The sequence below is a fragment of the Streptomyces sp. NPDC059373 genome (assembly GCF_042751495.1).
Classification (GTDB): Bacteria; Actinomycetota; Actinomycetes; order Streptomycetales; family Streptomycetaceae; genus Actinacidiphila.
This window is the reverse complement of sequence record NZ_JBHYXC010000050.1, coordinates 24,725-37,454: the sequence shown is the minus strand read 5'-3', so window position 1 is coordinate 37,454 and position 12,730 is coordinate 24,725. Positions and strand designations below refer to the sequence as shown.

Genomic DNA, 12,730 nt, shown 5'->3' with positions numbered 1-12,730 from the left:
TCACCACCCCATCCGCGGCGCCGCCCCGGTCCCTTACCGGGGCCCGGCGGGCCCGCCGTGTGTGCTCGGGGGGGGGGGGGGGGGGGGCCCCGCCCGCCCGGCCCCCGCACCCGGGTTCACCTCACATCAGCTCACCCGCCCGTACCAGACACTGTGGGTCCAGATCTTCTCCAGCCGCACCCGCGTGCCGGGCTTGGGGGAGTGCCAGATCTTTCCGTGACCCGCGTAGATACCGACGTGGTAGACGCTCCGACCGTAGTGGAAGAACACCAGGTCACCACGCTTGCGGTGCGAAGCGGAGATGTGCTTGGACTTGTTGTACTGCGCCGCCGCCGTACGCGGCAGTTTCTTGCCCGCCCTCTTGTACGAGTAGAGGGTGAGCCCGGAGCAGTCGAACCGGTGCGGCCCGGCGGCTCCGTACTTGTAGGGCGATCCCTTCTTCGAAGCGGCGATGTCGAGTGCCCTGATCGAGAGTGTCGCCGCGTCCGCCTGCGAGGCGAGACCTGGCAACACCGCCGGGCCGGCCACCGCTGCGGCGGTGAGAGCCGAGGTGGCCCCCACCCTGGACAGAAGTGCGGACACGCCTGTTCGCGCAGTCATGCGCAACCCTTCGTCGTCCGCCTGCGAAGGATGACCTGTCGGGTTCGGGCAGGCGAAGATGCCCGGCCGCTGACGCGGCTTCACCCCAAGGGGACGGCCCGGTTCTCACCGGCGACCCCGTCGTGCCTGGGTCCTCCGTTCCTGCCGAATGCAATCGTGTCGACCTGGCATCCGGGCAGCGGCAGGACTCGGCGTCCGCCCGGACCGCCCGCCGGGATGGCGGGGCTTGTCGTCGAAGGGATGTTCACCCACCGAAGCGGCCAATACCTAACTGAAACGGTCGAATGTGAGCCTCTTCACGACTCACCTATTCGGGTGGACTTCCGTTGAACGGCAGTTCGTTGGCCACCCTGACGCAGCCCCGCACCAGGCCCGCAGCGGTGTCCCACGCGAACCAGGGAGCCGCACTGCGCAACTCCTGCCATGCCTGCCACCTACGCCGCACTACTCCAAATGGGGGACGGCGGATGGTCCATCAGCGCCCCTCTCAGTGCGGCGGATCGTTCGGCAGGGCCACCAGACGCGTGCGCCGCTCACCGTCCAGCACCCGCAGGGCCCGGTCCAGGGTCGCCGTGTGCAACTGGCTCTCGCCCCGGGTGTGCATCAGCGTCAGCGCGTCCCGCAGTTCGGTGGCCCGCGCCACCAGCGCCTGCGCCGCGCGCAGTCCGCTGTAAGTGTCCGCGGCCCGGGCCGGGTTGATCCTGCCCAGCAGGTCGACGACCGCCAGGTAGGCGTCGATCAGCTCGCCCTCCGCCCTCGTCAGCGCGGGCAGCGGCGGCAGTTCCGGCACCACCCGGATCACCCGGTCTTGCGGCTGAGGGTGATCTGGTCGACCAGTCCGTACGCGAGTGCGGCCTCCGCGTTCAGGAACGTGTCGCGCTCGATGTCCTTGCGGATCCGCTCGATGTCCTGGCCCGTATGCCGCTCCAGAAGCGCCTCCAACCGCTCGCGCATCCGCTCGATCTCGCGGGCCTGGATCTCCAGGTCGGTGGTCTGACCCTGGATCACATCGCCGAACGACGGCTGGTGGATCAGGACTCGGGCCCCCGGAGTCGCCAGCCGCTTGCCGGGCGCCCCTGCGGCGAGCAGCACCGCGGCGGCCGAAGCGGCCTGGCCGATGCAGACCGTCGCGACATCGCACGTCACGAACTGCATCGTGTCGTAGATCGCGGTCATCGCGGTGAAGGAGCCGCCGGGCGAGTTGATGTAGAGGTTGATGTCCTGCTCGGGCGCAGAGCTCTCCAGGTGGATGAGCTGGGCCATCACATCGTTGGCCGACGTGTCGTCGATCTGGGTGCCCAGGATGATGACGCGCTCCTGGAGGAGCTTGGAGTACGGATCCATGGTGCGGACCCCGTTGCTCGTGCGCTCGCTGAACTCCGGCAGGACGTAGCGGGCGGTCGGATGAAGCATCGCTGCACCTCCATCTGTAAAAAATGTACAGGACGTACATCCCGTTATGATGGGGAGCATGGCCTATGAAGTCCCGGTGACACAAGCCCGCGCCGAGCTCGCGGAACTGATCAACCGCGTCGTCTACGGCGGTGAACGCGTGGTGGTGACCCGCCACGGCAAGCCGCTCGTCGCCCTCGTGTCGGCCGCTGACCTGGAACGACTCCAGGAGCTGGACCTCCCGGAGGAGGAGCAGGTGATCAGCACGGTCTCCGCCGTCCGCCCCCCGGCGTCCGCCACGGGCGAACGCCGCCGCTTCGGCATCGCCGCCGAGCACCGGGGAACGACGCACGCCCGCCGCGACGGAGCCTGACGGGGCCCGCCGCGACGGCCGCGGGCCGTCACGTACGCCTCACGGGCGTCACGGCACGTAACGCGAGTTAACGCCACCGAAATGCCACCGAACTAACCTGCGACTTCCGGATAACGGAAGCCAGGATCCGCCGGTCAGGACATCGCGGCGGGTCCGCCCGGCGGGACGACAGTGAGGTGTGTGGCCATGCAACTGACTCCCCACGAGCAGGAACGACTGCTCATCCACGTCGCCGCCGACGTGGCGGAGAAGCGCCGGGCCAGGGGACTCAAGCTGAACCACCCCGAGGCCATCGCCCTCATCACCTCGCACATCCTCGAAGGCGCCCGCGACGGCCGCACCGTCGCCGAGCTGATGGCCTCCGGCCGCAAGGTCCTCACCCGTGCCGACGTCATGGAAGGCATCCCCGAGATCATCCACGACGTCCAGGTCGAGGCGACCTTCCCCGACGGCACCAAGCTCGTCACCGTCCACGACCCGATCGCCTGAGGGGGCCGGCACATGATCCCGGGAGAGATCCTCTACGCGGACGAGCCGATCGTCCTGAACGAGGGCAAGCAGGTCACCCGCCTGACCGTCCTGAACTCCGCCGACCGCCCCATCCAGGTCGGCTCCCACTACCACTTCGCCGAGGCCAACCCCGGCCTGGACTTCGACCGCGCCGCCGCCCGCGGCAAGCGCCTGGCCATCGCCGCCGGCACCGCCGTCCGCTTCGAGCCGGGCATCCCGGCCGAGGTCGACCTGGTGCCGCTCGGCGGCGAACGCGTCGTCGCGGGACTCCGTGGCGAGACCGGAGGTGCCCTCGATGACTGAGCTGTCTCGCGCTGTCTACGCCGACCTTTTCGGGCCGACCACCGGTGACCGTATACGACTTGCCGACACCAACCTGCTGATCGAGGTCGAGAAGGATCTCTCCGGCGGCCCCGGCAACTCCGGCGACGAAGTCGTGTTCGGCGGCGGCAAGGTCATCCGCGAGTCCATGGGCCAGTCCCGCGCCACGCGCGCCGAGGGCACCCCGGACACCGTCATCACCGGCGCGGTCATCCTGGACCACTGGGGCATCGTCAAGGCCGACATCGGCATCCGCGACGGCCGTATCACCGCCATCGGCAAGGCGGGCAACCCCGAGACGATGGACGGCGTCCACCCGGACCTGGTCATCGGCCCCGAGACCGAGATCATCGCCGGCAACGGCAAGATCATCACGGCCGGCGCGATCGACGCCCACGTCCACTTCATCTCGCCGACCATCGTCGACGAGGCCCTCTCGGCCGGCATCACCACCATCGTCGGCGGCGGCACCGGCCCCGCCGAGGGCACCAAGGCCACCACCATCACCCCCGGCTCCTGGCACCTGGCCCGGATGTTCGAGGCACTGGAGCACTACCCGGTCAACTTCGGCCTGCTCGGCAAGGGCAACACCGTCTCCACCGAGTCGATGCACGCCCAACTGCGCGGCGGCGCCCTCGGCTTCAAGATCCACGAGGACTGGGGCTCCACCCCGGCCGCCATCGACGCCTGCCTGAACGTCTGCGAGGCCACCGGCGCCCAGCTCGCCATCCACACCGACACCCTCAACGAGGCCGGCTTCGTCGAGGACACCCTCGCCGCCATCGCCGGACGCGGCATCCACGCCTACCACACCGAAGGCGCGGGCGGCGGGCACGCACCCGACATCATCACCGTCGTCTCGCAGCCCAACATCCTGCCGTCCTCGACCAATCCGACGCGCCCGCACACCGTCAACACCCTCGACGAACACCTCGACATGCTGATGGTCTGCCACCACCTCAACGCGGCCGTCCCCGAGGACCTCGCCTTCGCCGAGTCCCGCATCCGGCCCTCGACCATCGCCGCCGAGGACTTCCTCCACGACATGGGCGCGATCTCGATCATCTCCTCCGACTCCCAGGCCATGGGCCGGGTCGGCGAGGTCGTCCTGCGCACCTGGCAGACCGCGCACGTCATGAAGAAGCGTCGCGGCTCCCTGCCGGGCGACGGCCGGGCCGACAACCTCCGGGCCCGTCGCTATGTCGCCAAATACACCATCAACCCGGCGGTCGCCCAGGGCCTCGACGCCGAGATCGGCTCCATCGACACCGGAAAGCTCGCCGACCTTGTCCTCTGGGACCCCGCCTTCTTCGGCGTCAAGCCCCAGCTCGTCATCAAGGGCGGTCAGATCGCCTACGCGCAGATGGGCGACGCCAACGCCTCCATCCCCACCCCCCAGCCCGTCATGCCGCGCCCCATGTTCGGCGCCATCGGCCGAGCACCGGGCTCCAACTCCTTCAACTTCGTCACACAGACAGCCCTGGACGACGGTCTGCCTGAGAGGCTGAAGCTCAGCAAGAAATTCGTGCCGATCCTGAACACGCGCGCGGTCACCAAGGCGGACATGCGCGAGAACCACGCCCTGCCCCGCGTCGAGGTCGACCCCGACACCTTCACCGTCCGCATCGACGGCGACGTGATCGAACCGGCCCCCGCCGCAGAACTGCCCATGGCCCAGCGCTACTTCCTGTTCTGACATGAGTGAGATGGAGCCGCAGCCGCGCGAACAACCGGAGAGGGTGCGCCGGGGTGCCCCCACAGGCGACGAGAACAGGCGTACGGCACCGATGCGGACTGCCAGCGGTTCGAGCGCCGAGGTGGGGGCACCCCCAGCCGCCAGGGCTGGGGGAGTTCCCCGGTGGCGGCCCCGACCGGGCCACGAACAGAGCGCACCCCGGGCAAACCGAGCGGCGCTCCTGGTTCTGGCCGACGGCCGCTTCCCAGCCGGCGGCCACGCCCACTCCGGCGGAGCCGAAGCAGCCGTCAAGGCCGGCCGGATCACCGGCCCGGGCACGCTCGAGGCCTTCTGCCGTGGCAGGCTGCACACCTCAGGACTGGTCGCGGCGGCACTGGCCGCCGCCGCGACCGCCGGGCTCGACCCGCTCCTCCTGGACGAGGCAGCCGACGCCCGCACCCCGTCGCCCTCCCTCCGTACGACCGCCCGCAAGCTCGGCCGGCAGCTGACCCGCGCGGCCCGCGCCGCCTGGCCCTCACCCGAACTCGACGCGCTCGCCGCCGCCCGCCCCCGGGGCGCCCACCAGCCCGTCGTGCTCGGCCTCACCGCCCGCGCCGCAGGGCTCACACCACTGGACGCCGCCCACGCGGCCGCGTACGAAGCCGTGACGGGCCCGGCGACCGCCGCCGTACGCCTGCTGAGCCTGGACCCCTTCGCGGTGACCGCCGTCCTCGCCCGGCTGACCCCCGACCTGGACGACGTGGCGGCGCAGGCCGCCGAGGCAGCGCTCCGAGCCCTGGACGAGGGCGTGGACGCGCTGCCCGCCGCCTCCGCCCCCCTCATCGACATCTACGCGGAGCAGCACGCCACCTGGCCCGTACGCCTCTTCGCCTCGTAACACCACACCGGAGCCGACCATGCACCTCGACCACGACCACGATCACGACTACCCCGAGCGCTACACCTACGGCAGCCCCGCGACCCGCCCCGACGGAACCCGCAGAGCGCTCCGTGTCGGCCTCGGCGGCCCGGTCGGCTCCGGCAAGACCGCCACCGTCGCCGCGCTGTGCCGCGCCCTGCGCGACCGGCTGTCCATCGCCGTCGTCACCAACGACATCTACACCCGCGAGGACGCCGAGTACCTGCTGCGCAACGCCGTCCTGCCCCCCGAGCGGATCAGCGCCGTCGAGACCGGCGCCTGCCCGCACACCGCCATCCGGGACGACATCTCCGCCAACCTCGAAGCCGTGGAAGACCTGGAGGACACCGTCGGCCCGCTCGACCTGATCCTCGTCGAGTCCGGCGGCGACAACCTCACCGCCACCTTCTCCAAGGGCCTGGTCGACGCCCAGATCTTCGTCATCGACGTCGCCGGCGGCGACGACATCCCCCGCAAGGGCGGACCCGGCGTCACCACCGCCGACCTGCTCGTCATCAACAAGACCGACCTCGCCCCCTACGTCGGCTCCGACCTGGAGCGCATGGCCCGCGACGCCAAGGCCCAGCGCGGCGACCTCCCCGTGGCCTTCACCTCGCTCGTCGCCGAGGGCGGCGTCACGCCCGTCTCCGACTGGATCCACGAGCGGCTCACCGCCTGGACCGCGGTCCCCGCGTGACCGGAGTCCACGCCACCGCCCGCATCACCGCCGCCCCCGACGGCCGCGGCGGCACCGCCCTGCCGCTCCTCACCGGCGACGGCCCCCTCGCGCTGCGCCGTACGCGCTCCGCCGGACCCGAGGCCCACGTCACTGTGGTCGGCGCGATGAGCGCCCCGCTCGGCGGCGACCGGCTCGCCATCGAGGCCGTGGTCGAGCCCGGCGCCGCCCTGCGCGTCGGCACCGCGGCGGCCACGGTGTCGCTGCCGGGCCGGACGGGCGAGCAGGCCCACTACGACGTACGGCTGACGGTCGGGGACGACGCCGTACTCCACTGGCTGCCCGAGCCGCTGATCGCCGCCGAGGGCAGCGACCTCCGGATGACCACCACCGTCGAACTCGCCCCCGGCGCCCGGCTCGTCCTGCGCGAGGAGCAGATCCTCGGCCGCTCCGGGGAACACCCCGGCCGCCTCACCACCCGCCTCACCGTGCGGCTGGCCGGCCGCCCGCTGCTCGACCAGGAGCTGTCCTTCGGACCCGCCGTCCCCGGCTGGGCGGGACCCGCCGTGCTGCACGGCCACCGCGCCGCCGGCCAACTCCTCGTCGTGGACCCCGAGTACGCCGACAAGCCGGTCGAGCCCCGGATTCTCAGCTCCGACCAGGCCGAAGGCGAGGCCGTGTTGACCCCGCTCGCCGGTCCCGCCGCCCTCGTCACCGCCGTTGCCCCGGACGGACTGCGGCTGCGCCGGCTGCTGTCGGCTAGCGTTGCCCCGTGACCAATACGATCAACAGCGATTCCCCCGGACGCCAAGGCCCCGCCGCCACCACGGAAGCCGACCCGGACCGCGTCGGCTCCGTCCGCATGGAGTACGCCCCCGCCCACGACGGCGACCCCGACCCCGGCGAAATCGTCTGGACCTGGGTCCCCTTCGAGGAGAACGACGGCCGCGGCAAGGACCGCCCCGTCCTCGTCGTCGCCCGTGAGGCACACGGCACCCTCCTGGCCGTCCAGCTCTCCAGCAAGGAGCACAACGACGACCAGGAATGGCAGCCCATCGGCATCGGTCCCTGGGACCGCACCGGCCGCCCCTCCTGGGTCAACCTCGACCGCGTCCTGCGCGTCCACCCCGACGGCATGCGCCGCGAAGCCTGCGCCCTCGACCGCGGCCGCTTCAACCTGGTCGCGAACCGCCTCAAGGACCGCTACGGCTGGCGCTGAGCGGACATGCCCGGACCCCGGCCAGGCGCCGGCCGGGGTCCGGACCCCTCATTCCGACACGACTGCGTACTGCGACGACTCTCCGTGCAGCACACATTCGCGCATAGGGGCGCGTTGTGCCTTGAAATCCTCGCTGTCGACGAAGACGCGGTAATGCTCGAGGGTCTGCCATTCGCTGATGACAATCCAGCTGTCGGGGTCCTTCACGGACTTGCAGAGCTGGGAGCTGATGAATCCCTCTGCCCTGGCGATTTTGTTCTGCACGAGATCGTACGCGGCGGCGTATGTGTCCCCCATGCCTTCGTGGAGCCGCATCTGCAGGATGACGCGTGTCTTGGACGAACTGTTCATGGATCCTCCAGTCGCCGTGACGACACGGCAGTGACTGTGGGGGAGGAAGCGGATGCGCGGGGTGAGCCGGGGGGTTACAGTCAAGCTGTCGCCCCGACCGGAAGGGACCACCGGCTGATGCCGGACAGAGCCTGCCGGTCGCCCGCAGCGTGAGCCGATCGGGATCCACCCTCGCTGCGGCCGGTGGCCGGGCGCATGCCAATAGAGTGCGGAACCGCGGGACCGTTCGGCCAGATCTTTCGGTCAGGGGAATTGCGCTCTGCTACTTCTGAGAGCAATTACCCCCGGGTTCCGTTGTCCATTCGATCGTCATGCACTCACCCGGTCGGCGCAAAACGTGAGAGCCAATCGAGTGAATACATGAAGGCGGCCGTTATTCGGCCGCTTTTTCCGGTTGCGCTCTGTGTGCGTTCCGTGACTGCGATGTTCACGGTGTTTCCGGGACGAGCAGCCCGATGAGCGCACGGACCGCCTCACCCGGACTGCTCCGATGCAGCAGCTCCGTCCGGTGCGCCAGCCGCGGGGCGGACACCGCCACCCCCACCACTCCACCCGCCGTCCCGACCACCGACGCCGGCAGCAACGCCAGCCCGTGCCCGGCCCGCACCAGTCCCAGCAACGCGCGCAGGTCGGTGCCCTCATAACGCACCGAGATCCGGAAAGCGCCCGCCCCCGAAGGCGGCACCGTGGTCTCCGGCGCGTCAAGCCACAGCCCGGCGGCGAGGCTCTCGAGCCGAACACCACCACCCCGCCGCCCCGCCAGCGGATGGCCGTCCGGCACCGCGACCACCAGTTCCTCCTCCCCGCACCGCAGCGCGTGCAGCGGCCCCACCTCCGGCAGCCGCAGCGGATCGCTCGGCGCGGCCGCTCCGTCCACCACTCCCAGGTCCAACCGGCCGGTGGCGACCCCCGCCACCACCGCGGCGCGGTCAAGAACCCGAACGGTCACCTCCGTACGCGGCGCGGACACCCGCAGCCGCGCCAGCGCCGAGGCGACCAGGTCGCCCATGGCCAGCGGCGAGGCGCCGAGCACCACCGACGCGGCAGGGGCGCGCCCGGCCCGTACGACCTCGGCGCGCGCCGCCTCCAGCCGCAGCAAGAGTGGTCCGGCGTGCTCGAGGAGCCGCGCTCCGGCCTCCGTTGGCGCGACGGGGCGACGGCTCAGCAGCTCGACGCCGAGGTCGGCCTCCAGTGCGGCGACGTGCTGGGAGACAGCCGACTGGGTGTAGCCCAGCTCCCGTGCGGCACCCGAGAAGGAGGCGCAGCGCGCCACGGCGCTGAAGGTGCGGAGCAGATGCGGATCCATGGGCGATAAGTATTCCTGATGGAGAGTGCACGCATCATCGTTGGACCTGATGCACAACGGGGCTCCAGGATGAGCACATGACCGCTCAAGGCCCCGCCGCCCGCCTCGCCCTCGTCGGCGACCGCTCCGAGAACGTCCGCTCCCACCAGCGCGTCCCGCTGCTCCTGGAAGCCCTGCGCCATCGCGAGGGCCTGGTCCTGGACGCGTACTGGCTCCCCACCGAGGACGCCGAACAGCCCGGCGCCGTCGACGGCTTCGACGGCGTCTGGCTGCTGCCCGGCAGTCCGTACCGCAGTGAGGCCGGCGTACTCGCCGCCATCCGCACGGCCCGCGAGGGCGGCGTCCCGCTCCTGGGCACCTGCGGCGGCTTCCAGCACGTCATCCTCGAATTCGCCCGGAACGTCTGCGGCGCCACCCATGCCCGGCACGCCGAGAACGACCCCGACGCGGCGGCCGACGACCTCGTGATCGTCCCGCTCTCCTGCTCCCTCGTCGGCCATGAGGGCGCTCTCCACATCACACCGGGCACCCGCGCGCAGCGGCTGCTCGGCGCGACCGAGTCGCTGGAGCGCTACCACTGCGCCTACGGCCCCAACCCCGCCCGCCTGGACGACCTCCAGGCCAGGGGCCTGCGTTTCACCGGCCACGACGCCGACGGTGAACCGCGCATCCTCGAACTCCCCGACCACCCCTTCTTCCTGGCCACCCTCTTCCAGCCGGAGCTGTCCGGCGACGGTTCCGTCCCGCACCCGTTCATCCGCGGCCTCGCCGAAGCGGCGGTCGAGCATGCGGCGGCCGGAAGTTGGGCCGAGCCTGTGGGTTGATTAAGAAATACCTGTACGAAAAGATCCCCTTGCAGTTCTGCGATCACTGCCGCCACAAGCGGCACTACAGCAGGGGGAAAACCACATCGTGAGACGCATGACAGTGCTGGGCGTCACAAGCGCCCTCATAGCGGGCGCCGTTGCCGTGGCCGCACCGACGACGGCCACGGCCGGGGACCGCGTACCAGGCGGCCGGGCCGAGGCGCACGGGGAGCAGATCGCCGCGGCCCGCGCCGCGAAGGCGGGCATCGACTGGGCCGCGTGTCCCGCCGACTGGGGGTTCGAAGCGCCCATCCAGTGCGGCTACGTCACCGTCCCGGTCAACTACGCCAAGCCCAACGGCAAGTCGATCAAGATCGCGGTCGACCGCATCGGCAACACCGGGACCTCGGCCGACCGCCAGGGCTCCCTCATCTACAACCCCGGCGGCCCCGGCGGCTCGGGGATGCGCTTCCCGCGCCGGGTCACCACCAAGAGCGCGCTCTGGACGAACGTGGCCAAGGCGTACGACTTCGTGGGCTTCGACCCGCGTGGCGTCGGCCACTCCGCGCCCATCTCCTGCGAGGACCCGCAGGAGTTCGTCAAGGCCCCCAAGGCCGACCCCGTCCCGGACAGCGAGTCCGACAAGGCGGCGCAGCGCAAGCTCGCCAAGGAGTACGCGCAGGGCTGCGTCGAGCGCACCGGCGCCGCCATGCTGTCCCAGATGACCACGGCGAACACCGCCCGCGACATCGACGTCATCCGCGCCGCGCTCGGCGAGAAGAAGCTCAACTACCTCGGCGTGTCGTACGGGACCTACCTCGGTGCCGTCTACGCCACGCTGTTCCCGACGCACGTACGCCGGATGATCGTCGACAGCGTCGTCAACCCGGCCCGGGACCAGATCTGGTACCAGAACAACCTGGACCAGGACGTGGCCTTCCAGGGTCGCTGGGACGACTGGAAGGCGTGGGTCGCCACGTACGACTCCGTCTACCACATCGGCGACACGCCCGAGAAAGTACAGGCCCAGTGGGACGCGCTCCGCGCCACCGCGAAGCAGAACCCCATCGGCGGCGTCGTCGGCCCGGCGGAGCTGCTGGGCTTCTTCCAGAGCGCCCCGTACTACGACTCCTCCTGGGCCACCGTGGCCGGAGTGTGGAGCAAGTACCTCGCCGGTGACACCCAGGCCCTCGTCGACGCGGCCGGCCCCGACATGGCCGACACCGCGGGCAACATCTCCTCGGAGAACGGCAACGCCGTCTACACCGCCGTCGAGTGCACCGACTCCAAGTGGCCGACCAGCTGGCGGAAGTGGGACCGCGACAACACCGCGCTCAACGCCCAGTACCCCTTCCTCACCTGGCCCAACGCCTGGATGAACCTCCCCTGCGCCACCTGGGGCGTCCCCCAGCAGACCCCGGTGGACGTGCGCACCCACCACGGCCTGCCGAAGGTCCTCATCGTCCAGAGCACCCGCGACGCAGCCACCCCCTACTCCGGCGGCGTCGAACTCCACCACCGCCTCCAGGGTTCCGAGCTGATCACCGAGAAGGACGCCGGCTCCCACGGCGTCACCGGCCTCGTCAACCCCTGCATCAACGACCGCGTCGACTCCTACCTCCTCAGCGGCACCCTCGACGGCCACGACGTCGAATGCGCCGCCCACGCCGCCCCGGTGCCGGCCACGAGCTGACCCAGGGCGCCTGCGCACCACCCCGGGACCCCCACCCCGCAACCCCGGGGTGCGGGACCGTCCGCGCACTGCCTGGTGCCGGTACGACACGGGGCACAATGCCTACACGTGTCAGTGGCACGTGCAACAACCACGGCAGTACCGGGCATGGCCAAGGAGTCCCTGATGAAGCTGCACACCCGGGAATGGGGAACGGGCGACCGGATCGCGGTTCTCATTCACGGCATCATGTCCGATTCCCGCACCTGGCACAGGGTCGCGCCCCGGCTCGTCGACCATGGCTACCGCGTGATCGCGGTCGACCTGCGCGGCCACGGCCACAGCCCCCGGGGCTCGTACAGTCCGCAGGAGTGGGCCGAGGACCTGCTCGACACGGTGCCGACCACCCCCGATCTGGCGATCGGGCACTCTCTCGGCGCGGTCGCGCTGGCCCTGGCCGCCGACCGGCTGGCGCCCGTCCGGGCGGTCTACTGCGATCCGCCATGGCAGACGGTGAACGCCGAGCCGCTGCTCGACCTGTCGGTGTTCGCGCGGTTCAAGTCGGCCACCCGCGAACAGATCACCGCGATGAACCCGCGCTGGGACCCCACGGATGTCGACGTCGAGATCGCGACGCTGCGGCTGTGGGATCCCGAGACCATCGAAGGCGCGAAGCTCATCGCCGCCGCCGACCCGGTCCCCGACCAGCCGCGCTCGCCGTCACTCGTGCAGCTCGCCTCCGAGAGCTTCCTGCGCCACGGCCCGACGAACGTAGAGGACCTGCGGAACCGAGGCCTGGAAGTGCGGGTGGTGCAGGACGTCGGCCACTGCATCCACCGCGACGACCTCGACGCCTTCCTCGCCGGCCTCGACGGATGGCTCTGATCCCGTGCGCAGGCAGCGGACTCAG

At 70.8% G+C, this 12,730-nt stretch carries 16 protein-coding genes and 1 riboswitch; of the genes, 11 read left to right on the top strand and 5 right to left on the bottom strand.

Annotated elements, in window-relative coordinates; all coding sequences use genetic code 11:
* Positions 1-126: 126 nt before the first annotated feature.
* The 3 genes from ACFXJ5_RS36610 to ACFXJ5_RS36600 form a co-directional block, all read right to left on the bottom strand.
* A complete protein-coding gene (locus ACFXJ5_RS36610) occupies positions 127-600 on the bottom strand; it encodes a C40 family peptidase (protein ID WP_384641266.1) in 474 nt (157 codons plus the stop codon).
* Positions 601-603: 3 nt separating this feature from the next.
* Positions 604-763: riboswitch (cyclic di-AMP (ydaO/yuaA leader) on the bottom strand.
* Positions 764-1,087: 324 nt separating this feature from the next.
* Positions 1,088-1,393, bottom strand: coding sequence for a hypothetical protein (locus ACFXJ5_RS36605; protein WP_384641263.1), 306 nt, complete (start codon positions 1,391-1,393; stop codon positions 1,088-1,090).
* A 5-nt stretch (positions 1,394-1,398) separates the two neighbouring features.
* Entirely contained in the window at positions 1,399-2,013 is a 615-nt protein-coding gene (locus ACFXJ5_RS36600) for an ATP-dependent Clp protease proteolytic subunit (RefSeq protein WP_384641260.1), read from the bottom strand.
* Positions 2,014-2,071: 58 nt separating this feature from the next.
* Here ACFXJ5_RS36600 and ACFXJ5_RS36595 point away from each other — a divergent pair, with 58 nt between their 5' ends.
* From ACFXJ5_RS36595 to ACFXJ5_RS36560, 8 genes are all read left to right on the top strand, one after another.
* A complete protein-coding gene (locus ACFXJ5_RS36595) occupies positions 2,072-2,365 on the top strand; it encodes a type II toxin-antitoxin system Phd/YefM family antitoxin (protein WP_384641257.1) in 294 nt (97 codons plus the stop codon).
* A gap of 186 nt (positions 2,366-2,551) precedes the next feature.
* The gene (locus ACFXJ5_RS36590) at positions 2,552-2,854 is read left to right on the top strand and encodes an urease subunit gamma (RefSeq protein ID WP_384641254.1); all 303 of its coding nucleotides are present in this window, start codon (positions 2,552-2,554) and stop codon (positions 2,852-2,854) included.
* Positions 2,855-2,866: 12 nt separating this feature from the next.
* Positions 2,867-3,178 carry an urease subunit beta gene (locus ACFXJ5_RS36585; RefSeq protein ID WP_127355888.1) on the top strand — a complete coding sequence of 104 codons (312 nt, stop codon included), beginning with the start codon at positions 2,867-2,869 and terminating at the stop codon, positions 3,176-3,178.
* Positions 3,171-4,892, top strand: coding sequence for an urease subunit alpha (locus ACFXJ5_RS36580; protein ID WP_384641251.1), 1,722 nt, complete (start codon positions 3,171-3,173; stop codon positions 4,890-4,892). The genes ACFXJ5_RS36585 and ACFXJ5_RS36580 overlap by 8 nt, the downstream gene beginning before the upstream one ends.
* Positions 4,893-4,983: 91 nt before the next feature.
* Complete coding sequence (locus ACFXJ5_RS36575; protein WP_384641294.1) at positions 4,984-5,769, top strand: urease accessory protein UreF; 786 nt, start codon at positions 4,984-4,986, stop codon at positions 5,767-5,769.
* A 19-nt stretch (positions 5,770-5,788) separates the two neighbouring features.
* Positions 5,789-6,487, top strand: a complete 699-nt coding sequence (ureG, locus tag ACFXJ5_RS36570) for an urease accessory protein UreG (RefSeq protein ID WP_384641249.1) — start codon at positions 5,789-5,791, stop codon at positions 6,485-6,487.
* Positions 6,484-7,242, top strand: a complete 759-nt coding sequence (locus ACFXJ5_RS36565) for an urease accessory protein UreD (RefSeq protein WP_384641246.1) — start codon at positions 6,484-6,486, stop codon at positions 7,240-7,242. The genes ureG and ACFXJ5_RS36565 overlap by 4 nt, the downstream gene beginning before the upstream one ends.
* On the top strand, positions 7,239-7,685 hold the full coding sequence (locus tag ACFXJ5_RS36560; RefSeq protein WP_384641243.1) for a type II toxin-antitoxin system PemK/MazF family toxin: 447 nt from the start codon (positions 7,239-7,241) through the stop codon (positions 7,683-7,685). The genes ACFXJ5_RS36565 and ACFXJ5_RS36560 overlap by 4 nt, the downstream gene beginning before the upstream one ends.
* Before the next feature lie 48 nt (positions 7,686-7,733).
* Here the strand turns inward: ACFXJ5_RS36560 and ACFXJ5_RS36555 are convergent, their stop codons facing one another.
* A complete protein-coding gene (locus tag ACFXJ5_RS36555) occupies positions 7,734-8,036 on the bottom strand; it encodes an antibiotic biosynthesis monooxygenase family protein (protein WP_384641240.1) in 303 nt (100 codons plus the stop codon).
* 427 nt (positions 8,037-8,463) lie between these two features.
* Entirely contained in the window at positions 8,464-9,342 is an 879-nt protein-coding gene (locus tag ACFXJ5_RS36550; protein ID WP_384641236.1) for a LysR family transcriptional regulator, read from the bottom strand.
* A 77-nt stretch (positions 9,343-9,419) separates the two neighbouring features.
* Between ACFXJ5_RS36550 and ACFXJ5_RS36545 the strand changes: the two genes are divergently transcribed.
* The 3 genes from ACFXJ5_RS36545 (at position 9,420) to ACFXJ5_RS36535 (ending at position 12,705) form a co-directional block, all read left to right on the top strand.
* Positions 9,420-10,166, top strand: coding sequence for a CTP synthase C-terminal region-related (seleno)protein (locus ACFXJ5_RS36545; protein WP_384641233.1), 747 nt, complete (start codon positions 9,420-9,422; stop codon positions 10,164-10,166).
* A gap of 97 nt (positions 10,167-10,263) precedes the next feature.
* Complete coding sequence (locus tag ACFXJ5_RS36540) at positions 10,264-11,841, top strand: alpha/beta hydrolase (protein ID WP_384641230.1); 1,578 nt, start codon at positions 10,264-10,266, stop codon at positions 11,839-11,841.
* Between the two features lie 165 nt (positions 11,842-12,006).
* A complete protein-coding gene (locus ACFXJ5_RS36535) occupies positions 12,007-12,705 on the top strand; it encodes an alpha/beta fold hydrolase (protein WP_384641227.1) in 699 nt (232 codons plus the stop codon).
* The last annotated feature ends 25 nt before the right edge of the window (positions 12,706-12,730 follow it).